The sequence below is a fragment of the Mucilaginibacter sp. KACC 22773 genome (genome assembly GCF_028736215.1).
Classification (GTDB): domain Bacteria; phylum Bacteroidota; class Bacteroidia; order Sphingobacteriales; family Sphingobacteriaceae; genus Mucilaginibacter.
In genome coordinates this window covers 7,124,912-7,149,223 of sequence record NZ_CP117883.1, presented here as the reverse complement: position 1 = coordinate 7,149,223, position 24,312 = coordinate 7,124,912, and the positions used below count along the sequence as shown (strand labels likewise).

18 protein-coding genes are annotated in these 24,312 nt (G+C 42.5%); 4 read left to right on the top strand and 14 right to left on the bottom strand.

Annotated features, from left to right (window positions below):
- Nucleotides 1-6: 6 nt before the first annotated feature.
- From PQ469_RS29665 to PQ469_RS29625, 9 genes are all read right to left on the bottom strand, one after another.
- Nucleotides 7-1,179, bottom strand: a complete 1,173-nt coding sequence (locus tag PQ469_RS29665; RefSeq protein ID WP_274210884.1) for a DUF4249 domain-containing protein — start codon at nucleotides 1,177-1,179, stop codon at nucleotides 7-9.
- A complete protein-coding gene (locus PQ469_RS29660; protein WP_274210883.1) occupies nucleotides 1,179-1,508 on the bottom strand; it encodes a hypothetical protein in 330 nt (109 codons plus the stop codon). The genes PQ469_RS29665 and PQ469_RS29660 overlap by 1 nt, the downstream gene beginning before the upstream one ends.
- Before the next feature lie 41 nt (nucleotides 1,509-1,549).
- Nucleotides 1,550-4,327 (bottom strand): TonB-dependent receptor, encoded by a 2,778-nt coding sequence (locus tag PQ469_RS29655; protein WP_274210882.1) that lies wholly within the window; start codon nucleotides 4,325-4,327, stop codon nucleotides 1,550-1,552.
- An 86-nt stretch (nucleotides 4,328-4,413) separates the two neighbouring features.
- Nucleotides 4,414-5,160, bottom strand: coding sequence for a hypothetical protein (locus PQ469_RS29650; RefSeq protein ID WP_274210881.1), 747 nt, complete (start codon nucleotides 5,158-5,160; stop codon nucleotides 4,414-4,416).
- Nucleotides 5,161-6,062: 902 nt separating this feature from the next.
- Nucleotides 6,063-9,128, bottom strand: coding sequence for a translation initiation factor IF-2 (gene infB / locus PQ469_RS29645; protein WP_274210880.1), 3,066 nt, complete (start codon nucleotides 9,126-9,128; stop codon nucleotides 6,063-6,065).
- A 59-nt stretch (nucleotides 9,129-9,187) separates the two neighbouring features.
- Complete coding sequence (nusA, locus tag PQ469_RS29640; protein WP_090651403.1) at nucleotides 9,188-10,423, bottom strand: transcription termination factor NusA; 1,236 nt, start codon at nucleotides 10,421-10,423, stop codon at nucleotides 9,188-9,190.
- Between the two features lie 3 nt (nucleotides 10,424-10,426).
- Nucleotides 10,427-10,891, bottom strand: a complete 465-nt coding sequence (gene rimP, locus PQ469_RS29635) for a ribosome assembly cofactor RimP (protein WP_274210879.1) — start codon at nucleotides 10,889-10,891, stop codon at nucleotides 10,427-10,429.
- A 126-nt stretch (nucleotides 10,892-11,017) separates the two neighbouring features.
- The gene (locus PQ469_RS29630; RefSeq protein ID WP_274210878.1) at nucleotides 11,018-11,425 is read right to left on the bottom strand and encodes a hypothetical protein; all 408 of its coding nucleotides are present in this window, start codon (nucleotides 11,423-11,425) and stop codon (nucleotides 11,018-11,020) included.
- Nucleotides 11,426-11,652: 227 nt separating this feature from the next.
- Nucleotides 11,653-14,016, bottom strand: coding sequence for a prolyl oligopeptidase family serine peptidase (locus PQ469_RS29625; RefSeq protein WP_274210877.1), 2,364 nt, complete (start codon nucleotides 14,014-14,016; stop codon nucleotides 11,653-11,655).
- An 87-nt stretch (nucleotides 14,017-14,103) separates the two neighbouring features.
- Between PQ469_RS29625 and PQ469_RS29620 the strand changes: the two genes are divergently transcribed.
- On the top strand, nucleotides 14,104-14,625 hold the full coding sequence (locus PQ469_RS29620) for a GNAT family N-acetyltransferase (protein WP_274210876.1): 522 nt from the start codon (nucleotides 14,104-14,106) through the stop codon (nucleotides 14,623-14,625).
- Here the strand turns inward: PQ469_RS29620 and PQ469_RS29615 are convergent.
- Nucleotides 14,622-15,959, bottom strand: a complete 1,338-nt coding sequence (locus tag PQ469_RS29615) for an FAD-dependent oxidoreductase (protein WP_274210875.1) — start codon at nucleotides 15,957-15,959, stop codon at nucleotides 14,622-14,624. The two genes, PQ469_RS29620 and PQ469_RS29615, sit on opposite strands and share 4 nt — an antisense overlap.
- 89 nt (nucleotides 15,960-16,048) lie before the next feature.
- Between PQ469_RS29615 and PQ469_RS29610 the strand changes: the two genes are divergently transcribed.
- Nucleotides 16,049-16,579, top strand: coding sequence for a YfiT family bacillithiol transferase (locus tag PQ469_RS29610; protein ID WP_274210874.1), 531 nt, complete (start codon nucleotides 16,049-16,051; stop codon nucleotides 16,577-16,579).
- A gap of 147 nt (nucleotides 16,580-16,726) precedes the next feature.
- Here PQ469_RS29610 and PQ469_RS29605 read toward each other — a convergent pair whose 3' ends face one another.
- The 4 genes from PQ469_RS29605 to PQ469_RS29590 all read right to left on the bottom strand — a co-directional run bounded on the left by PQ469_RS29605 (nucleotide 16,727) and on the right by PQ469_RS29590 (nucleotide 22,555).
- Nucleotides 16,727-20,458: an ATP-binding protein gene (locus PQ469_RS29605; RefSeq protein ID WP_274210873.1), complete on the bottom strand. Its 3,732-nt coding sequence runs from the start codon at nucleotides 20,456-20,458 to the stop codon at nucleotides 16,727-16,729.
- Nucleotides 20,459-20,521: 63 nt separating this feature from the next.
- Nucleotides 20,522-21,406, bottom strand: a complete 885-nt coding sequence (gene fabD / locus PQ469_RS29600; RefSeq protein ID WP_274210872.1) for an ACP S-malonyltransferase — start codon at nucleotides 21,404-21,406, stop codon at nucleotides 20,522-20,524.
- 84 nt (nucleotides 21,407-21,490) lie between these two features.
- Entirely contained in the window at nucleotides 21,491-22,129 is a 639-nt protein-coding gene (folE, locus tag PQ469_RS29595; RefSeq protein WP_274210871.1) for a GTP cyclohydrolase I FolE, read from the bottom strand.
- A 9-nt stretch (nucleotides 22,130-22,138) separates the two neighbouring features.
- Nucleotides 22,139-22,555: a 6-pyruvoyl trahydropterin synthase family protein gene (locus tag PQ469_RS29590; RefSeq protein ID WP_090651629.1), complete on the bottom strand. Its 417-nt coding sequence runs from the start codon at nucleotides 22,553-22,555 to the stop codon at nucleotides 22,139-22,141.
- A gap of 97 nt (nucleotides 22,556-22,652) precedes the next feature.
- Between PQ469_RS29590 and mqnB the strand changes: the two genes are divergently transcribed.
- Entirely contained in the window at nucleotides 22,653-23,273 is a 621-nt protein-coding gene (gene mqnB, locus PQ469_RS29585) for a futalosine hydrolase (protein WP_274210870.1), read from the top strand.
- 133 nt (nucleotides 23,274-23,406) lie between these two features.
- Nucleotides 23,407-24,267 carry a menaquinone biosynthesis family protein gene (locus tag PQ469_RS29580; RefSeq protein WP_274210869.1) on the top strand — a complete coding sequence of 287 codons (861 nt, stop codon included), beginning with the start codon at nucleotides 23,407-23,409 and terminating at the stop codon, nucleotides 24,265-24,267.
- The last annotated feature ends 45 nt before the right edge of the window (nucleotides 24,268-24,312 follow it).

The following is a 24,312-nucleotide window of genomic DNA, read 5'->3' as shown; positions in this document are numbered from 1 at the left end:
CGTCAATTATTTCCAAAATGGGGGAGCTGTTACCTGCCCTCGTACCCTACAATCTGTACATTCTACTGTTGATGCTGTATATCCAATAACATGAAACCCATCCTTGCTTATTGTCGAAATTGGTATTAACCCACCATTTACAATTTGATTTTGAACATCATTAGCTCCGTTATGCGGGTTGGCAAACAAAACAGAATCTATTTGACAGAAAGCATCCACCTGCGGTTGCCAGGTTAATGGCAAATCGTTGTTTGATATAAATATTCGTTTGGTTTGCACATTCGTTACGCTTAAATAACCAACAACCGGCTCTGCCGGATTGGTTACATTATGAATATTTCCTTTTATCTCTGACGGCTGAGGATCAAATATGCTTCCTAATTGTTCGCTGTTTTTCTTAATGTTTTCCCAAAATGCATACCCTTCTTTGGTTAGCGCATACTGTTTTAATAAAATGCTATATCTTATTCCAAGCTTCTCTGAATTGGATTGTATTAATGTAACCGGATTCTGTGATATAACATCCTGAAGCAGCTTTGACGATGATGCCAGTACAATATTACTCGACTTATCTCCCGCATAGCAATAATAAATCTGTTCATCGTTTCCCCTAAACACAACCTCGCCGTTTTTTACTATCAATCCCGAATTAAACCTGGCGTGAAAGCGCCATGTTTCTTCATAGGCCCAACGGTAATATCGGGTGTTATTGGTGACATCATGAGTGTTCGAGTTTATTTGCAAGCCTTTCTCTGTTATTTTATATGTAATGCTATCAATTGGCGGGGTTGCTTTTACAGCCACATAATCGGATAAATATTTATTACCTGATGCGGTGATATGCAGGCGGTACTTTTTAGTATTATCCAGGTTTAAGCCAACGGCAATATATTTACCCGGATTAGACATTGAAGCTTGCAAGGGATAGATGGCACCACCGTCGGCCTCGACAGTTACCGTTGCATTTGATAATAGTGTTGACGACGGCGTTTCGGATAGGTTCACCGTTTTACTTAATGTAATAACTGTTGAGTCGGCGCCGCTGTTTATTACCCCTTCAACAACAAGGTAACTATTAGGCGCCAAAATTGCTGGCGGGTTATAGGGTTTTCTGCACCCGGCAACTATACAGCCCAGTATTACAATAATACACCATATGTCTTTGTTTTTTTTCATCATTATAATATCCAAAAATCAGGAGCAACTGATGTCCTATGTGCCCGGCAGCCTGTGCAGCAAATGACAAAAGCGTTGTAACCAATAACGCCACCGGCATGTTGCGGCCTTATAACGGCATCTGTCGGGTTTAATTTCCCTTTTTGACAAACAGCCCCGGACGCGTTCAGGCCGTCATTATTGAAGCGGTAACCCCCCTTTCCACACAGGCCACTACCGGGCATATTGCACCCTGCTTTAACCTTATTTAACATACAAACTATACCCCCTACACTTTCAACTGATAAATGCGCATTGGCGTTATGACAGGCCTGCGTAACTGCTGTAAGCATTATCAAATAAACCATATAATTGGCCCCCTACACATATTTGGTTAAAACCTGATGTTATAATTGATAAACGGAATTGGCCTTGCAAAAATGGATAGTTTATACCCGGTTATTATACCCCCCTGCTCGGTAAAATAAGTGGAATAGGCATTTTGCCTGCCGGTTAAATTATACACACCTATGGTGAATGAGTTGTGTGTTCGCTGATGCACTTTGTGATTCCCCTCAATGTTCATTGAAAAGTCCGAACGGAAGTAATCTGGTATCCGGTACTGGTTCCTGTCTGAATAATATACCCGCTCCGATCCGCCGTACTCATATTTGGCTACCGGCAATGTAATAGGTCTGCCTGTGCTATAAGTAACATTTAACGATACGCTAAACCTGTGCGAAAAGCGGTAATTGCCGATAAAGTTAAACGCGTGTGGCTTATCAAAGTTGGCCGGATAGTACGTGCCGCCATTAATCAACTCTCCTTCATTAGGATTGGTTTGCCTTAAAAAAGTGCGCGAGTAGGTATAGGTTATCCAGCCATTAGCCTTGCCTGTAGTTTTCTTTAGCAAAAATTCAATGCCGTAAGCCTTGCCTTCGGTACCCAATACATCATTTTCAATGTGGTGGTTCAACACCAGGTTGGCCCCGCTGCGGTAATCCAGGTAGTCCCTTAGCCTTTTGTAATAAATTTCAACAGATGTCTCGATGGTGTTTGCCTTCATGTTATGGTAAAGGCCAAGCGATACCTGATCGCCATATTGTGGCTTAATATTAGGATCGCTCAGTTGCCACACATCAGTAGGGGCAATGGCGGTTGTGTTTGACAATAAATGAATGTATTGCCTTAACGTGTTGTAACCTCCTTTTAAAGAAGTATTGTCGCCCAATTGGTACCTTGCCGAAAGCCGAATCTCCGGTCCCGAATATGTTTTAATGAACTTCCCGCTGCTATAATTTGTACTATCGAGCAGGTTTGAGGTTGTTTTTGGCAAATTAGGGGCGTAATTATAAACCATTTGGGGGCCCAGGAAATTATAAATGGAATACCTGATGCCTCCGCTTACCGAAAAGTCTTCGGTAAAATCATACTTGTCGCCCAGGTATAAGGCGCTTTCCAAAGCCTGCTGTGCCGGGATAACATCAGGTGCTACCAATGATTTGGGGCTATTTGGCTGAAAATTTCCGGGATGTAGCTTATAAAAAATAGATGTTAAACCAAAATCAATGGTGTTTTTACGGTTAAAGTAATAAACAAAATCAGCTTTAAAATTGGTTTGGTTGATGTCGAAATTAAGCTTATAAGCGTTAACCGGGTTATCATAGCTGGCAATATCATATTGATACCTGTCTATACCTGCTCCAATTACACTAAACAGCTTATCGTTAAAATTATGCTTCCATTTAATGTTGGCGTTGCGGTTGCTGTATCCGTATGATGTATCGCTGTTTAGTTTAAATTTATCTTTACTCAGATACGTAGTTACATAAATATTATTTTTCTCGTTTATCTGGTGGCTAATGTCGAGGTTTAAATCGTAAAAGGATGCCTGGCTGTGTTTATAAGCATCGGGCAGCAATTTCAACAGCCAATCAGAGTAGGTAGTGCGGCCGCCGAATGAAAACGAGGTTTTATCTTTAATGATAGGCCCCTCCACATTAAGCCTGCTGGTTATTAAACCAATGCCTGCCGAACCGGTAAACTTCTTTTTATTGCCTTCGCGATTGGTAACATCCAGCACCGACGATAGGCGCCCGCCAAATTTTTCCGGGATACTGCTTTTATAAAGTTCAATATCTTTAACAATGTCGGGGTTAAATGACGAGAAAAATCCGAAAAAATGAGATGGGTTATAAATTGTAGCATCATTCATTAAAATAAGGTTCTGATCGGCCGATCCGCCACGCACATTGAAGCCTGTTGTGGCTTCGCCCACCGATTGTACTCCCGGCAGCGTTAATATCACCCTTAAAACGTCGGCCTCGCCAAATACCGTTGGCACCTGTTTAATGCTCTTAATATCCAGCCTGTTTACGCCCAATTGTACATTGCGTACATTGGCCACCTTCTCGGCCGATATTTTTACTTCCTTCAGGCTGGTAATTTGCTCTTTCATTTCGATGATTAGCTTTCCGTCAGAATAAAGCACAATTTGCCTGCGCGTATCGCGCATCCCAAGTCCACGGATACTTAAAATTTGACGCCCTTTAGGCAGGCTGATGGTAAAATAGCCAAACTGATCTGTTGCAACCCCTGTTTTGGTATTAGTAACAAAAATGCTCCCCCCAATTACCGCCTCGCCAGATTTGCTGTCGCGAACGTAGCCAGATAGCGTTGCGTTACCGGAGCCAATAGTGTTCGTTTTATTACCTATTTCATATAATTTGTTTTCGGTTGTCGCTTCCGGAATAACCTTTTCTTTCTGATCGGTAAATTCTGCTACGGTTGTGGTCACATTGTTTTTTACCGCCTGGGTGCCGGGTTTAACTCCAAAAAAGCCGGCGGCAAGCGATGGTTGTATTTCGCGTCCTTTGGTTAAAAACACCTGGCGATCAGCTGTTATAGCGTAACGAAAAGCAGTATTTTTGAATGCGGCATCCAGCACTGCTTCAACCGGTTTATTATCTAACTTAATTGTTACCTTTAAACTATCAAATAGTGAGGGCTCATAGTAAAAGTGATACCCTGTTTGGGCTTCAACATCGGCAACAAGTTGCCCGATAGTAGCCTGCTGAAAGTTTACACTTATTGTTTTAACCGCAGTTTGCTGGGCATTACCAACCTTCATCAGGATCAAAAACCAAAAACTTAGAAAGTAAATTTTTTTCATTCGCATATTTATTTTTCGCAATGCCCTTTATCTGGTGAAGGTTTAACAGCTGTTTTTGGGTTGATACAATATTTTATAAAGCTTACTTATTTTGATAACTGATCATACTGCGCGGCAATCAAATACATTGCCTTTTCCGGGTTATCCTTAAACTTAATTTTATTGGCCTTTATATATTGCTGCAGTTCTTTCTTCTTATCCTTCAATACATTCAGGAAAGCACCTTGCCCTCCAATACTATAATAATTGCTGCCCTTTTTTAAATAGTAATGCTTTTTAGCTTCTGTAAAAAAGGTTTCGAGTGTGGTTTGCGTTGATATGCTTTGAATGCTTTTTGTCCATTTAACTAACACCTGCAGGTTGCCGCCATATATCTCTTCATACAAACCGCTGCTTATTGATGACGCCACATTTGTTGAATCGACCGCAACGTATACAAAGTGATGGTTATGCAAATCAAAACTTTGGATCCTGGAGTTTAATAAGGAGTATTTAGAAAAGCCATTATACAACAAAGTTACCACCAGGTCTTTGTTGATATCGTACATCATTGGCACATTGGCATAATATATCCCATCGTAATTGACCGTGCCGGGTTTAAACTCGTTTATATCCAAGAAAAAAGCGTTCCCTTTTATTAGTGGATCATAATACTCGTACTCGGGGCCGTTATAAAGGCGGGACATTTGACCTATTGAAGTATTGTAAGCGCCAACTACGTGGCCAATGGCTATTTTTTGCATGGCACTGTCGTCCGTTGCCGTTTGTCCGAAGGCGTGGCTGCTTAAATAAGTGAAGGCGATAAAAAAGCACAGAGCCGGTTTGTTTATCATTTAGGTTTTATAAAGATGAAATGTACATTACTTTTAATTAATAATCAAACCGCTCACCCTAAAAGGCCTGTTACATTAATAATGTATTGATTATGTTACAATTGCAAATACAACAATATATTACGGAAGTATTAAACTGATTGAAACAAGGCTTGTTAAATATTTATATATCCCGCGATAGATGACGCCGCCGGTTGTACCCGACAGGTATTTCAATATAGGTTACTTTATTGTTTTGTAACTTAAAGCACCATGCAAACCTCCGCGATTTACAATTTTTTTCTCCGGGTATAGCATTAGGATCTGCGCAGTTTGTCAATTGATAAGTTTTAACACTTGTTGCAGGTTTCTTTATCAAAGAACTGTTATAATAATGCTTTACCAAACCTTCGTTAATCGCGGTATTTGGATTGGGCTTGTGCTGATTTGGCGTGCTGTTGTTTTGGAGGCAAGCAAAGAACATACACATGGATAAAAATCCGGTACATACCGCAAAGCTGCTTAGTTTTCTTTGCATAAAGGCTTTTAGTAAGATTAAGTTTTTTTGGTTGGCTAAAAGTATACACCAATATTTATGGGTACAAATAATAATATGGAACGTTTGTTAAACAATAGGGGGGCATTTGTTAAAAGGGGGGGGATTGGGGCATGCGTCCTGCCGAAAGTGCTCTTCAGGCACTGACGTATCATCTGCTTCCTTGTTCGCCGGCCTAAGGTTAGCCGCACGGGGTCTTCCTGCTTCGGGTGCTCCCCCCCGACACCATCGCCCTGGGTTAACGCCTCCCACTATCAAAGATCATTCGGATTTTATCCTTTGTTTGAACCCACACCAGGCGAACAAATAAAAAAAAGGGCCGATCTGTTGAAGATTGGCCCTTGTATTTTTTAGGAGACTAATGTTATTACAGCTTCCGTTTAACCTCTACGTTTTCGTAAGCTTCAACAATGTCGCCTACTTCAATATTGTTGAAGTTTTGGATGTTCAAACCGCACTCGTAACCAGTCAATACTTCTTTCACATCGTCTTTAAAGCGTTTCAGTGAAGCAAGCTCGCCAGTGTAGATAACCACGCCATCACGAACGATACGGATTTTGCTGTTACGGTTAATTTTACCATCCAGCACCATACAACCTGCAATGGTACCCACCTTGCTGATCTTGAAGGTTTCCCGGATCTCCACATTCGCAACAATCTTCTCTTCAAAGGTTGGTGCCAGCATGCCTTCCATCGCCGCCTTAATTTCGTTAATGGCATCGTAGATGATAGAGTATAGCCTGATATCAATCTGCTCAGCCTCGGCCAGCTTACGGGCACTTCCCGAAGGACGAACCTGGAAACCAATGATAATAGCATCTGACGCAGAAGCCAGCAATACGTCAGATTCAGAGATCTGACCCACCGCTTTTGATATGATGTTAACCTGTATCTGCTCGGTAGATAGTTTCAGCAACGAATCTGATAACGCCTCGATAGATCCATCCACGTCGCCCTTAACAATAATGTTAAGCTCCTTAAAGTTACCAACTGCCAAACGGCGGCCAATTTCATCAAGTGTAATATGTTTCTGCGTACGTAAACCTTGTTCGCGTTGTAATTGTAAACGCTTGTTGGCAATTTCACGTGCTTCAACTTCACTTTCCAATACGTTGAATTTATCGCCCGCTGTTGGCGCGCCCTGCATACCCAATACCTGTACCGGTGTTGATGGGCCGGCAGATTCAACCCTTTGACCACGCTCATTGGTTAATGCCTTAACACGACCGCTGTAGCAACCGGCCAAAATAGGATCACCTACTTTTAAACGGCCTGCCTGTACCAATATAGTGGTTACAATACCTCGGCCTTTATCTAACGCCGCCTCAATAACAGTACCTACGGCACGTTTATTAGGGTTTGCTTTTAATTCAAGCAATTCGGCTTCAAGCAATACTTTCTCTAACAGTAATTCGATATTTAAGCCTGTTTTGGCCGATATCTCTTGTGTTTGGTATTTACCACCCCACTCTTCAACCAAAATATTCATGGCCGATAATTGCTCGCGGATTTTATCCGAGTTGGCTCCGGGTCTGTCAATTTTGTTGAAAGCAAAGATGATTGGTGCACCTGCAGCCTGCGCGTGGTTTATGGCCTCGCGGGTTTGCGGCATCACGCTATCATCAGCAGCAATTACAATAATTACAATATCTGTTACCTGTGCACCCCTTGCACGCATGGCGGTAAACGCCTCGTGACCCGGTGTATCCAGGAATGTTATTTTTCCTTTATTATCCGGCAAAGTAACCTCATAGGCACCAATGTGCTGGGTAATACCCCCGGCTTCGCCGCCTATTACGTTTGTTTTGCGGATAAAATCCAACAATGATGTTTTACCATGATCCACGTGACCCATGATGGTTACAATTGGCGCACGGGGAACTAAATCTGCCGGATCATCGGGTTGATCAAGGTTGGCCTCTTCATCCTGTGGCTTCACAAATTCAACCTGGTAGCCAAACTCATCGGCCACAATGGTTAATGTTTCTGCATCAAGCCTTTGGTTGATAGATACGAACATGCCCAGGCTCATACAGGTAGATATAATCTGGGTTACGGATACATCCATCATCAACGCAAGCTCATTGGCAGTTACAAACTCGGTAACCTTTAATACTTTCGATTGCAATTCCTGCTCCATTGCCAATTCGTCGGCGCTGGCGGCAACGTCATCACGTTTTTGACGGCGGAATTTGGCCCGCTGTGCAAACTTACCTGATTTACCTGCACCGCTTAAGCGTGCGAGTGTCGCTTTAATCTGGTCTTGTATATCTTTTTCTGAAGGTTCTTCCTTAGGACCGGTATTTTGCGGCGCATTATTACGGTTGCCTCTGAAATCGGGGCGGTTTCCACCGCCACCTCCTTGCTGAGGGCCTCCGTTTCCTGGCGCACCATTACCCCGATTCCTGAAATCCGGACGGTTGGGGTTAATAGTACCGCCACCCGATGGGGTATGCGGAGGATGACTGCCTCCACCGCCTTGTTGGCTTTGCGGATGGTTGCCACCGCCACCTTGCTGCGGATTGCCCTGACTATCTTTACGTTTCCTTTTGCGCTTATGATCGGCGCTGTTTGAATTTGATGAAGATGCTATAGGATTACGCTTTGGAGCATTAACCGGCAATTGTATTTTACCGATAATATTAGGCCCAGTAAGGCGTTCGGCCTTGGCCCGTATTACGTCATCATCCCCATCTGCAGGTGCTTCGGCCGGGGTTTCAACAACAGGGGCTTGCACTGCAGGCGGTTTTGGAGCCTCTACTTTAGGCTCTTCTGCCTTTGGCGTTTCAACAACCGGTGGTTTGGGTGCTTCTACCTTAGGGGTTTCTGCAACAACCGGCTTTGGTGCTTCCACAACTGGCTCTGGTTTTGGCGCTTCTACTTTCGGCACTTCAGCAACAACCGGTTTAGGCGCTTCCACAACTGGTTCTGGTTTAGGCGCTTCTGCTACAACCGGCTTGTCGGCAACAGGCTGCGGCTTCGCATTCAGATTATTAAGGTCAATTTTTCCAATTACCTTAACTCCGGGCAATACATCGCTGCGCTCCTCGGTTTTCACCGGGGCAGCAGGAGCAGCAGGCTCAACCGGTTTCGGTTTTTCGGCCTGCGGCGCAGTATATTGGCCGGCATTTTTGATCAGTATTTCTTCGTTTTCAAAATCGCGCGAACGGCGGTTTTCAACCGGTCTTTCAGGCAGCGGTGCAGTTTCCTCTTTCCTTATCTTACCGATACTGATCTGCTTGGCTTCCTCTTTAATACTTTTATCAAAGGCAAATTCCTTCAACAACGCATTGTACATGTCGCCATTTAGCTGGGCCATGGGGTGCTTATCAACCTTATAGCCTTTAGTCGCCAAAAAATCGACAATGGTACCCATACCAATGTTGAGCTCTTTTACCGCCTTAATTAATTTTATTGATTTGTCTTCTGACATTTATTATATTTTCTCTGCTAATTATCGCAAAAATACGATTTTAATTTTGGTTATTATGCTTATTCAAACTCAGCATTCAATATTGATAGCACTTCTTTTACCGTTTCTTCTTCCAGATCGGTACGTTTTACCAACTCGCCAACAGTTAAAGCCAATACCGATTTTGCTGTATCTAAGCCAATACGCTTAAATTCATCAATAATCCAGCTATCAATTTCATCTGAGAACTCTTCGATATCCACATCCTCATCATGTTCATCAGCCTCACGGTAAACATCTATTTCATAGCCGGTTAATTTACCAGCCAGTTTAATATTATGACCACCACGGCCGATAGCTAAAGAAACCTGGTCGGGCTTTAAGTATACTGCTGCTGTTTTTTTCTCGTCATCTAATTTAATAGATGTGATTTTGGCTGGCGACAATGCACGTTGAATATAAAGCTGAATATTGTTGGTGAAGTTAATCACATCAATATTTTCATTTTTTAATTCGCGAACGATACCATGTATACGTGAACCCTTCATACCTACGCAGGCACCAACCGGGTCAATACGATCATCATATGATTCTACGGCAACCTTGGCCCTTTCGCCCGGCTCACGCACAATTTTTTTAATGGTGATCAATCCGTCGAAAATCTCGGGTACTTCAAGCTCAAACAAACGCTGTAAAAACTCTGGTGCTGTACGCGAAATGATGATCTTAGGGTTGCTGTTCAGCATATCTACCTTATGAACAACCGCTTTTACGCTATCACCTTTTTTAAAGTAGTCGGCCGGTATCTGCTCTGTTTTTGGTAGCAACAATTCGTTACCTTCATCATCCAATACCAAAGTTTCTTTTTTCCAAACCTGGTAAACTTCGCCTGTAACAATTTCGCCCACACGATCTTTGTATTTTTTAAAGATCTCGTCTTTTTCCAGTTCCAGAATTTTTGAAACCAGTGTTTGGCGTGCCGCTAAAATAGCACGGCGGCCAAAGCTTTCCAGGGTAATTTGCTCAATTTGCTCGTCGCCAACTTCCAGGTCCGGATCAAACAATTTGGCCTCGGCCAGTTCAACTTCCAGGTCATCGTCTTCGCTAAACCCATCTTCCATAACCTTACGGGTGCGCCAAATCTCTAAGTCACCGTTATCGGTATTAACAATTACGTCGCAATTTTCATCTGTGCCGTATTTTTTCCTGATCATGCTTCTGAAAACGTCTTCCAAAACGCTCATCATGGTTGGGCGGTCAATGTTCTTGAAATCTTTAAATTCCTGAAAAGAATCAATTAAATTAATATTGCTCATTTTCTACTTGAATGATATTAAAACTTTTGTTTCTGTTATTTTATCTAATGGGATAACGCTTTCAACAGTTTCGGCCTTTTTCCCTTTTTCTTTTATTTTTTCTTCAATTATAATGGCGTCTTCGGTTAATGCCGATAAAACACCCTCTCGTTTTACGCCATCGGCCATTTTGATACCCAATGTGCGCCCAACATTCTTGGCATATTGCCTTGCCGATGAAAGCGGAAAATCAATCCCCGGCGACGATACTTCCAGGTTGTAGGCTGTTTCAATTACGTTTTCTTCCTCTAAATGGAAGCCCACATGCCTGCTTACCGCCACGCAATCGTCAATACCTACACCGTCATCGCCATCAAGCAAAACAATAAGCTTTCCGTTTGAGTGCATTTTAACATCAACCAAAAACAAATTCGGCTTATCGGCTATTTTTTCTTCTACCAGTTCCCTTACTCTTTTTTCAATGTTCATTACCCGCCCGTTTTTTGATTGATAATTTTTAATTGATAAAATAAAAGAGGGGGCTATTTGCCCCCTCTTTTATTAATTGACTGCAAATATAATCAAATTTATTAATTTTTCAACTATCAAATAGGGTTATTGCTTAAAAATCAAATCTGTATAGTGCAAGCTGCCCAGTTTGTTTTTTCCTAATATAAAATCCGAGGCCTTGCTATTGGCATCAAATTTATAGTAGCGTACAAAATAAGTTTGCTGCGCGATAAAAGGGGTGTCGGGCGTAAAAACCACCACGCTATCTGTAACCACATACTTGCCCGGCTGTATGGGCTGATAGTTTTTTAGCTCGGCATCTATCGGCATTTTAAATACCGGCACCAGGCTTTGCCAGTTGCCACCGGATGAGTCGCGGTTGATATCCTGGACTATCAATAGGTCGAGGCCTGTTATTTTGAGGGAGTGCTTATCGGGGGTAAGGTTAATTTTAACGTTGTTGACTTTGGGTTGATTGGATGAGCAGCCGGTGAAAAACAGGGTTAGAGCCAAGAATACTATATAAACAAAGAAGTTGTTCACTGTGATAACCTTCTTCGATATTATGGAAGAAGAACAAAGTTTAAATATAAAACTGTCATCCTGAGGAACGAAGGATCTGCGAACTTTGCTATCGGTCATGCATGTCGGCAAAGGATAGTCGACAGATCCTTCGTTCCTCAGGATGACAAGAATAGGAAATAAATTGGTGATGCTCGACTTATTGATGTGCCGTCCCATTATTTCTTCAACGTTTGTTCAAATAATTTATAAATCCGTTTATACTCATCCGTCCAGCTGCTGGGCTGTTCAAAGGCGTGGTCTTCTACGGGGTACGATGCCAGCTCCCAATTTTCTTTGTGTAACTCAATTAATCTCTGGGTTAGCCTGATTATATCCTGGTAATTCACATTCTGATCTATCATACCGTGCAACATCAATAAATTGCCTTTTAAGCCATTGGCAAAGTATATAGGCGAGCTTTTTCGATAAGCTGTTTCATCTGTAAAAGGTTCATTTAAAATATTGGAGGTATACTCATGATTATAATGCGCCCAATCTGTAACCGAGCGGATAGCACCGCCCGCCGCGAAAACATCGGGCTCGGTAAACATGCCCATCAGCGTAATAAACCCGCCGTATGATCCGCCGTATAAGCCAACGTGTTTGGGGTTTACGCCATATTTATCAACCAGGTACTTTACGCCATCAACCTGGTCGGATAGGTCTTTGCCCCCCATATGCCGGTAAATACCTGTGCGCCAGTCGCGGCCGTAACCCGCGCTTGCCGTATAATCAATATCAATCACAGTATAACCATTATCGGCCAGCATATTGTTAAACATAAACTCGCGGAAGTAATAGCTCCAGGAATAAGTTACATTTTGCAGGTATCCTGCGCCATGCACAAAAACCACAGCCGGTTTGGCGGGGTCGGCCTTTTTGGGTAGGTAAAGGCGTGCGTAAACATCGCTGCCATAACGGTTCTTAAAGGTGATAATTTCCGGGGCGCGCCATTGGTATGATTCGTATTCTTTGCTTATGGATTTGGTAACCTGCACCGCCCTGGCACCGGGCTTATTGGCCTGCACATATAGTTCCCATGGTTTGTTGGAATAGGAGTAGCGGATAGCCAGCCACTTTTCGTCGGGCGATAGTGTTACGTCGTTGCCGCCCTTCATGCCGGTTATTTTTGTTGGCGTCCCGCCATCAACCGGCAGACTATAAAAATCCGTCAACCCGGGATGATCGATATTGGCGGTGAAGTAAAACCTTTTTTTATCGTTGGATAACTGCAAGGTTTGCACTTCCCATTTGCCACTGGTAATTTGCTTTTTTACGCCGCTATTAACATCAATTACGTAGATGTGGGAGTAACCGCTGGCCTCGCTCTGAAAATAAAAATGATCATTGTCGATAAACCCAACATTCCCTGTCGCCGAGTTTTCAATTCCGGGACCACCAATCCAGGCTTCATCGCGCTGGCGGTCAAGCAGGCTAAGCTTGCCGGTGGCGGCGTCCAATCGCATAATCCAACGGTCTTTATTATCCTGGGCCGATATTACAACAACTGCATGGGCGCTGTTCTCGCTCCATAACACGCCTTCTATGGTTACCAGCCTGTCGGCATTTGCCTTTTTATAAGCTTCCTGTTCTTTAGGATAATCTTTTAAATAATCGGGCTGGTCTTTAATTCCTGGGATATCGGCCGTGCTGATGCGATAAACAGAATCGCGCTGACGGTCATAAATAAAAGTTTCGGATGTTGATGATGGACGGCCTACTTTTGAACGATTGGGAATATCCTCCGTGAACCCCGATTCGGTTACATAATTAGGAACGATGGCGCTTTTAACGTCATCGGCCTGCTTTGTAAGCCGGTAAGTAACAAAGCGTTCATCGGGGCTTATTTTAACCCGCCCAACCCGTTTTGTTCCAAAAACCAGTTCCTTCAATCGCTTCGGCGCCAACTCTGCACTTTCAGTTGAGTCTTGTTTTTTCTCTTTCCTCTCAACTTTAATAATATCAAACAATTCCAGTTGCTGCCCTTTAAGCCATTTTTCTTCTTCGTTAAGTTCGTCGTTGCCCTTTTTACTTTTTGATTTAACAAAATTAGTTAGCTGCTCCAACCCATTCCCATTAAGCTTCACGGAGAACAGGTTACTGCCTTGCGAAAATATGATGTGGCTTTCATCGCCGTTAAAAACCGGCGCACTTTCCCCCTCCTCGGTATGGGTAAGCTGCGTTATTTTGCCCGTTTTGAGATCTTCTAAAAACAAATCTCCGTTTTTTTCAAAAACTTTTTGAGTGCGCTTTTTATTCCAATTACCATTTTCTGCCGGTAAACCGCGCTTATTGGCAATGCTTACTTTTTGCGGTGCCGCACTGGCAGGCGTAGCGGCAAACAATTCATCAGGCCCGGTTTTATCTGCATTCCAGGTAAAAAGGATTTTTTTGCTGTCATCGCTCCAGTGAATGTTTGATGGGGATACGCCTATCCATTTTGGATCGCGCATAATTTTTTCAATGGTAAGGGTATCCAGCTTTTGGGCAAAAGCACCGGCAGTATTGGCCAGCAATAGCAGCGTAAATATTTTTTTCATGAGTCAGTCTTATTTCGCGCAACTAATACGCGATGCAATTTAACAGTTTGGCTTTGCTTTGCTAATTTTAGGCGTTTATTGTTACAAATGGAAATTAAAGGCGACGGTTTTATTTTACGGAAGTTGCGGTTGGCCGATGCTAAATCGTTACAAAAACATGCCGATAACCCAAGGGTTTTTGATGCCCTTCTTGATCGCTTTCCATCGCCATACAAGCTTACGGATGCCTTTGATTTTATAGGGCTTGCAATGGCCGACAAAGTGCAAACTAAGTTTGCGATTGTTATTAACCACGAAGTTGCAGGCGTAATTGGCATTGATTTAAGGGTCGATATTTATCGAAAATCCGCATTAATTGGATATTGGCTGGGTCAGGAACATTGGGGAAAAGGCATAATGCACAAAGCTGTTAAACAGGTTGTTGATTACGGCTTTGCCAAACTTGATATTGTAAGGCTACAGGCGGGCGTATTAGGCAACAATCCAAAATCAATGCGGGTATTGGAAAAAGCGGGTTTCGTAAAAGAAGCTATCTGTAAAAATGCCATTATTAAAAACGGCCTTATTTTAGACGAGCATTTATACGCTATACTTAAGCCTTCCGTTTAATTTACAAACCTACCCGATAAATCCACCGTTCGGGCAAAAGGGTTTAAAAACTGGTTAACCAGTATAGCAAACTCCCGGCGGGTTATTGGCCGGTTAACATCAAAATCCGTTTGGAATTTATATTGGCTTTTCCAGGCCTTGGCCATGGAGATGTGCAGGGTTTTAGGATCAGTTAGCGTTATCTCGCTTATAAGCGACAGCGTGTTTTCTACTGTAAATTTTTGCGTGGGTTTTTCCCTGTTGAACCATAAAAATGTACGGGTATAAATATCATTTAATACCGGTTCAATCTCGGCCGTATTAACAGTCGAATCGGGCATAAACAGTACATCAGTTTTATTACTATCCTGTTTTTGCACTCCCTTTAATAAACCGGTTGCCCCAATCTGCTGCACCGCCCTAAAATAACGATCGTTTTGGCTCACATCGGCAAAAGGAAGCAGGTAGCTTTTAAAATCCAGTAGTTCGCCCTGCACAGTGCGTGCGTTTAATTTGTGGGTAGTAGTTTTAAAAAACGCACAAAATGCTGCTGCTGCTCCGGCACCCTGGCCCAGCATAAGCTGGTTGGGCAGATATTGAATGTCATCCTCGGGGAAAAACGAACTCGTTATCAACAGGTTCTCCGCGCCCGGCGCTACAACAGCGCCTAATGGAATACAATATACCGGCGGTTGCGGGTAACTGTTTGATGTGTTCTTTTTATCATCACTACGGCCCTTATAACCATCGCCTGTCGCGATGCTGGTACGATAGGCGGTAGACTGGTAGCTATTGGCCATTAAATCCGCTGGCTTAAAATTGAGATTCAGTTTTTGGGCTATTGCGGCATTGGGTGTAGCGTCAATAATCACCCTTGTTTTTATTTGTTGCGATTTTGAATCCTGGCTAACGGTTACCACCCAACCATCCCCGTCTTTTTTTACCGAGTTAACAACAGTATTTAATTTTATAGTGAGATTTTTAACCGTATCGGCCATTTTTTTTATAATGGCAGCACCTGTGTATGGCTCTAAGCGCAGTGGGGCATTATACGCGGTATCATATCCAGGTGTTTTTTTGTAAAATATCATTACCCATTTCCGGAATTCGCCCCAGATGCCGGACGGCAGATTTTGCCCGCCGCCGATGGTCGCCATTGTTTGAGCTTGCATTGAAGAGCATAATTGCGGGCCTGCTTCAATTAATACTGTTTTAATTTTGCTGCGGGCACCCTGTATTGCGGCTGACGTGCCGGCTGGACCTCCGCCGATTACCAAAATATCGGTTTTAATGGTTTGGGCGTATGTAAACGGGCATTTTAAAAGCAGCAATACTAAAAACAATTTTTTTATCATCGGTTGAAATAACACGTACAGAACGCTAATTTAGGCTAAAGCTTGCTGTACTATAAAATTATACTTAATTTAATTTTTTTTATAGACATATGACAGACCAACAAATGAGGTTCCCGATAGGGAAGTTTGCACCACCGGCATCCTATACCGACGAAAACATTCGCGAATGGATAGACGACCTGCGCACCCTGCCCGGTAAATTGCGTAACGCAATAGCCGGTTTAAACTACCAGGAACTGGATACCCCTTACCGTACCGGCGGCTGGACATTGAGGCAAGTGATCCATCACCTGGCCGACAGCCACATGAATTCAATCACCCGGTTTAAGCTGGCGCTTACCGAAAACAACCCGGTTATAAAACCATACGAAGAAGCCGACTGGGCTTTACTCCCCGATTATCGCCTGCCGGTAGAATCATCATTAAAAATGTTAGAAGGCATACACATCCACATGGTTGCCTTATTTGAAAGTTTTACCGAAAACGAGTGGCAGCGTTCTTTTGTACATCCGGCATCCGGCGATACTGTTTCGCTTAAAAAAGGGTTGGCATTATACTCATGGCACAGCAAACACCATTTAGCCCATATTACAGAGACAGTGAAGAAATTTATTAAGTAGGTCAAAGGCGAAAGGGTAAAGGCGAAAGGTGAAAAGTAAAAGGGTTTTAGTAGTTAACTGACGGGGGCCTCTTTTTCCTATCAAAAGGCCCTGGCTTCCACATTCGCCGCAAAAAAACCTTTTACTTTTCACCTTTTGCCTTTCACCTTAAACAGATGGAAAGCTTAGGTAAAAAGTAGTGCCGATACCAATGGTTGTTTCAAACCATATTTTGCCGTTGGCATTCTCAATTGAATTTTTCACAAAGGCAAGCCCAAGGCCCGTTCCGGAGCTTTTGGTGGTAAAATTGGGTTCGAATATCTTTTCGCGCATATTTTCGGGAATCCCGTTGCCATTATCTTTTATGGTAAGCAGTACATTTTTGCTGGTAATTAGGTAATTGATATCTATTAGCCCTTTCCTATCCGGCGGAGTGGCCTCTATGGCATTTTTTAATAAATTATTAAAACAACGCAGCAACTGATCCTTATCGGCATTAATCATAAAGGGGGGGGCCGGCGGCTGATACATGATATGCATATTGTCCATTTGCTTAAATATGGTAACCGCCTGGTTAAGCATTTCAAAAACATTTAATTGTTCGATACGGGTATCGGGCATTTTGGCAAAAGCTGAAAACTCAGATGCGATTGAGGATAAACTTTCTATTTGTTCGACAAACGATTTGCTGAAGCGCTCGAATTTTTGATCGAATTTAGGGTCCTTGTCGCGCCACGATTTATCAAGCAGTTGCAAACCTAATTTTAGCGGGGTTAACGGATTTTTAATTTCGTGAGCTACCTGTTTAGCCATTTCGCGCCAGGCGCTTTCACGCTCAGACTGTGCCAGCCTGTTCGCACTATTTTCAAGGGCCGATATCATTTTATTGTACTCTTTAACCAATGCCCCAATTTCATCATTTCGCTGCCATTTTATCGGTTCGTTTTTTTTGCCATATATGGTTTTGCTCAACGTTTCCTGTATGAAGCTTAACGGCGTGGTAATTTGCCTTGCAATAATAATAGCAAATAAACCAATAGCTATAAACACCAGCGTATAAACGTTTATCATCACGTTCAGCAGCGCTGTTATACGTTCTTTATAATCTGCCTCGTTCGAAAAATAAGGCAATTGGATATAGGCTATTATTCTTCCGGAGCTTGTAATGGGCGCATAAGCGGCTTTATAGCTCAATTCGCCTATCCGCTCATCATTTACAAATTCTGTTTTTTGCAGGCGGCTTAAATAGATAAAGGCACGGGAGTTCATTTTTTTTGCCACCAGGCCGGCTTCGTACATTTTGGGCTGTGTTGTCACCAGCGGTATGCCGTTTATATCAAACAAAACCAGGTCGGTTGAATAGGTTTTGGCCATTATGTCAAAATCAACCTGGCTTTTTTCGTTTACATTGTATATGTACTTGTTTAACGCTCCCGTTTGAAAAGCCTCGGCGATACGGGTTATTTTATTACGGATTTGTTTATCCTGCTGGCTTTGATATTGGCTCCCTATTGATACAAAAGTGATAAAACCAACCGCTATCAGCGTAACAACAACCGCAAAAATCATTACAAACTGTATGCGCGTTTTATAAAGTACCTTATCAAAATTGATCCGGAAATTCCAGCGGATTTTGTCATCCTTGATGCTTAAAATTCTTACGCGTACCCATGCACCCCTGACAATAATAATAATTGCGCTGAATACCAGCAAAGCCATAAAAAAGAAGGTGATGGACGTTACCCCATTATAAAGCGGGTTTGTTTCCTTACTTGCTACAACTATGTTACGTTTGTTGGGCTTATAAATAAGGTGTTCGTATTTTGTAAAGGTGTTGTACCATTCGGGGTTGTTTGTCCTGGTGGTTTTTATAATATATTTTTTTAATACCCCTTTAAAATCGGGATTATTAAGCGTATAAACATAAGTGCCCCGCTGGCTTTGCAGGCGATTATCGTAATAATACGCGTACGAATAGTCTTTAAATTCATCTTCGGATTGCAGCGACCCATCTATCAATAAATCGGGGAAGGCACCTAACGATTGAAGGGGTTTTGAGGTAAACTCAATAGCCAGGGTGCCCAATTGTTTGTTCCTGCTTTTTATGGGAAGTATCGCAAAGTAGCTCTGAAGCCCAAACGATGCCGTTCCCCGGTAAAAATAAGATGTTGGCACAACCTTATAGGAGTTATATACAACCTGATCTTTGAAGCTGGTTATCGGAACATCATCTTCAACAAGGGGCTGGTCGTTAGCATCATATTCGTGTATTTTAACTACATACTTTGATAAGTACCCGTCAAAATATAATTTCTGAAAACGGGTTAGCAGGTACTCGGTATTATGTACATTTTCCTTAAAATAGCGCACAATGGCTGTATCAATAAGAATCCGTTTCTCTGTTTTTATAAAAGTATTTTCGGCATCATGATCAACCGGGTCTTCTAACCGGTGTACCAGTTTTTTGCGCACAACCTCTTCTTTAATACTTTCAAAATGGTTTAACTTAATGGCCGATATTAATGAGCATATTAAAAGTACGCCCAAAAAGGAGGTTGTGGTAAGTTTGCTTCTGTGGTATATAAAACCAAACGCCCTTATCAATACCAGCATCATCCACAACAGGTAAAACAGGCTAAAGCCATAATACCGGGCAAAAACAGCCGTGCTGATAGCAACACCTGCTATTAGTAGTAATAACTGGTGCACCCGCGGCACCCCCAGCCTAAGGCATATAAAAAGAACAACGTCATCAACAAGATAAAAAATAAGAAAACTAAAGCATAACATTAAAACGCCCAGCACACTAAACGATGACAAGCCCAGCACATTATTTACATTAAAGTTAATGCCCGAGTTGATAACAAGGTCTGAAAACAATCTTAACAACGATGTGGATATCGCGATAAGCAAAAGAATGCAACCAACTACAATAAAATAGCCGACAGCGTTTGTATATACCGCCGTAAACAATCTGCGGCGCTGCAGGTATATAAATACAACAAACCAAAAAAAGCAAAGCAGGTTAATACATAAATCGCCAAAAGACGGGTACAAAATGCCCGAATTGAAAATTTGGGGGTCAAAAAGCTTTAGCATGCCGCTAAAATCGGGCAGGTGGTAATATAAATTAACAAAACGGAACAGCATTATAAAAAATGCCAGGAATATCACCGACAACCAGGCGTAACCCTTTGCCGCCACATGGCAACAAATATTATGGATTAATATACAAAGCGTCAGAATGGTTAAAATCCAAAAAGCGGCCTCGTAGTATATAAACGCATAATTAACACTGTTGGCTTTTTGCTTTACCGAAAAAAGATAATCGTTATTAATGCTGTGTACATCATAGGCGTCTTTATCGCCCAAATCGGCAAGTTCAATATTATCGCTGGTAATTAGGTCTTTAGCAAAAGTGTTTTGAAGATACTGGTTGGTAAAGGTGTAATTGTTTTTCACCGGGATGAAAAATATTACAGAAAAATCACCATCGGTTTTCCTTATCGCTTCATAATACCCGTTTGGTTGCTTAATAAACGAATTGCCTTCCTTTATATTCCAAAGGCTATCCGGCAAAACTTTAATACCACTCCAAAAACTCAGATGGTTTTTATAGGTCGTTATAAACCAGGTGTTCTTTTTTGCGGTAAAGGTTTCTATTCCGTTAATTGCTTCCTGATCATTATCTGTGAGGATTTTAAATTTGTTAAACTGTGCCTTATCACTTAGCTGTTTATCAATATAAGCCTCTTTTTTGTGCAAATTATCCTCAAGTTCCCGCGCAGTTTGGTCAAGGTTATTTACCGGCGTATATGTTTTTTGGATAAAAATGGCCGTAAACAACAATCCGATACCTATCAGGGTAAGCAACAAGCGTATTTTTCCGGAGGTTGTCAAATTACTATCAGATATTACACGTTAAAAACAAAAGGCACTATAATAGTGCCTTTTTAATTATTATTAAGCTAAAACAGCGCTTTGGGTAGGTATTGCCCTGTCAAGCTTTTTTACCAGCCCTTGCAATACGTTGCCAGGGCCAACTTCGGTAAATGAGGTGGCCCCATCTTCCAGCATGTGCTTAACGGTTTGCGTCCACCTTACTGCACCGGTAAGCTGGGCAATTAAATTTTGTTTGATGAGTGCCGGATCTGTATATGGCTTAGCATCAATATTTTGATAGACAGGGCAAACCGGCGCCTTAATTTCGGTAGCTACAATTGCCGCTTCCAGCTCAACCCTTGCCGATTCCATTAACGGCGAATGGAAAGCGCCCCCAACTTTAAGTATCAGTGCCCTTTTTGCGCCGGCAGCAAGCAGTTTCTCACAAGCCTCGTCAATGCCGGCAATAGTTCCCGATATTACCAGTTGGCCCGGGCAATTATAATTTGCGGTTACTACTACGTTACTTACCTGGCGGCATACATCCTCAACAGTAAAGTCATCCAGCCCTAAAATAGCGGCCATAGTTGATGGCTGTATTTCGCAGGCTTTTTGCATGGCGTTGGCACGCGCGGCAACTAAACGCAAACCATCTTCAAATGATAAGGCACCTGCAGCAACAAGGGCCGAAAACTCGCCTAAGGAGTGCCCGGCAACCATATCCGGTTTAAATTCATCGCCCAAAACGGTAGCTAAAACTACCGAGTGTAAAAATATAGCAGGCTGGGTAACGTTGGTTTGCACCAAATCTTCGGCCGTGCCATCAAACATTACATCTGTAATCCGGAAACCCAATATTTCATTTGCTTTTTCAAATAACTCATGTGCTTTTTCAGACTGCTCGTAAAGATCTTTACCCATACCCGGGAATTGGGCACCCTGCCCTGGAAAAATATATGCTTTCATTGCTTTGGTTTATTGGTTGATTGAGTTGATTAAGTGAGTGGTTTTTATTTTTTTAACTACTCACCTAATTAACCATTCACTTAATCAACTTAGTTTCGAACTTATTAAATTTAAAAACTCTGTGCGGGTTTTTTCTTTCAAAAACTCACCGGTAAAGGCCGATGTGGTGGTAACCGAGTTTTGTTTTTGCACACCACGCATACTCATGCACAGGTGGCGGCACTCAATAACAATACCTACTCCAACCGGGTTAAGCGTTTCCTGTATACAATCGCGAATCTCGTTGGTTAAGCGCTCCTGCACCTGCAGCCTGCGGGCAAAGGCATCAACTACGCGCGGTATTTTGCTTAGCCCAACCACATAGCCATTAGGAATATAGGCAATATGCGCCTTTCCAAAAAAAGGCAGCATATGGTGCTCACACATAGAGTACACTTCAATATCTTTTACAATTACCATCTGGCTGTATTCCTCTTTAAACATAGCCGAATTCAGGATGCTTTTAGCATCCAGATCATAGCCATGAGTTAAAAACAACATCGCCTTGGCTATGCGTTCTGGTGTTTTTAACAGGCCTTCCCTTTGGGGGTTTTCTCCAATCTGCTTTAAAACATCAAGATAATGGCCCGATAGGTTTTCAATTAGTTGCGGATTGTACCGGTCTATTTTGGTGTAACCGTCAATATCATCATCGCGGTCGGGGATGTGGTTTTTATCAATCATTTTATCCGGTTATCCGCCAAAATACTCCGCGGAATTATTTTCAGTTTCATATAATTTTACCGAGTGTAAAAACACTCCCTCATAAGCCTCAATAGGCGCCTTAAGCTGATTAAAAATCTCGATGCAAAGCAATTCCGTCGACGCCATTTTACCCGCCATGAATTCAACATCCAAATTGATGTTTTTATGATCAAGCTTTTCTATAACATGCTCGTTAATAATAACCTTAAGCTCTTTCAAATCCATCAGATAGCCGGTGGCGTGGGTAATTTCGCCCTTAACCGTTACAAATAAATTGTAATTATGACCATGCCAGTTGGGGTTGGCGCATTTGCCAAATACCTCATTGTTTTTTTCAGCGCTCCATTCCTCACGGTACATCCGGTGAGCGGCATTAAAATGTTCTTTGCGCGTTATATGTATCATCATAATAATAAGTGGGTGCAAATATACAAAACAAAAACAGGCCAGTTGTTTTATATTCGTGGTCAAAAATCTGTAAATTAAACGTACAAAAAGCAATATGCTTATATTAATTGTTGCCGCAACGGCGCCCGAAGTTGAACCCTTAGTCAAATACTTCGGTAACAAAATAGATGTATTGATAACCGGCGCAGGCATGGTACCCACTGCCTTTGCCCTGGGGCGTCAATTTACCCATGCTAAATATGACCTGGTAATAAATTTGGGCATTGCAGGCAGCTTCGACAGGAACATTGAACCCGGTTTTTTGGTTGAAGTAACCGAAGATACTTTTGCCGAAACCGGTGCGGAAGACGACGAGCGGTTTATACCGATGAACGTTTTGGGCTTTGGCGAGGTAACCTATAAACCAACAACCACATTAGATGAGGTTGAAAGTAGTTTTTATTTGAAAAAAGGCCGGGCCATTACGGTAAATACCGTTCATGGAAATGATGCATCTATTAAAAAAGTGCAGGAGCGGTTAACCCCCCAATTGGAGAGTATGGAAGGCGCGGCGTTCTTTTATGCCTGCCAGCAGGTTAATGCGCGTTGTATCCAAATCAGGGCTGTGTCAAATTATGTTGAAAAACGCAACCGGGATAACTGGCAGATAGGGTTAGCTATAAAAAATCTGAATACCTTTGCCATTGATCTGATTGACGCGATCATCAAGCTTTAATTGCGTCGAGGTTTTACGTTTGACGTGGTACGTTATACGTAGGGCTTCAAAAACGCAAACAGGGGTTTTACGTTTGACTTTATACGTTATACGTGCCCCTTTTTAACGTATAACGTAACACTTACAACTTACCATGAAACTAACCCTCGGCTTTTCGCCCTGCCCCAATGATACTTTTATTTTTGATGCCCTTATTCACCATAAAATTGACACCGAAGGCCTGGTGTTTGAGGTTTTTTATGATGATGTAGAAACTCTGAACCAAAAAGCTTTCCGCGGCGAATTGGATGTTACCAAACTTAGCTACCATGCGTTTGCTTACGTGGCCGATAAATATGTACTGCTTGACTCGGGCAGCGCCCTGGGCTTTGGCGTGGGACCAATGCTGATCTGCAAATCAGATCCGGAAAAACTACTTTCGCAACTCGAAACCGGCAACCCCAACCTCAAAATAGGCATCCCCGGCAAGTATACCACCGCCAATTTCTTGTTAGGCAACGCTTTCCCTAAGGCTACTAACAAGGCAGAGCTTGTTTTTTCGGATATCGAAAACGCTGTACTGGAAGGCCGGGTTGATATTGGCCTCATCATCCACGAAAACCGCTTCACCTACCAGGATAAAGGCCTAAAAAGGATTATCGACCTGGGCGATCATTGGGAGAAACAAACCGGCTGCGCTATCCCGCTTGGTGGCATCGTTGCCAATCGTAACCTGCCGGCAGCTATTCAGCATAAATTAAACAGGGTGTTGCGTAAATCAGTTGAGTTTGCCTTTGCCAACCCTAAATCGGGACTGGAGTTTATCCGCTCGCACGCCCAGGAAATGAGTGAAGAGGTCATGTACAAACACATTGATTTGTATGTAAATAAATATTCTGTAGAATTGGGAGAGGAGGGAAGGAAAGCGATAAAGCTGCTTTTTAACACTGCCCAGAAAAAACACATTATCCCCCAAATAAACGAGGAAATATTTCTAAGCCCCCTAACCCCCTGAAGGGGGAACCATCGTTTAAAATAAAACGGCCCTTCTTGCATCAGA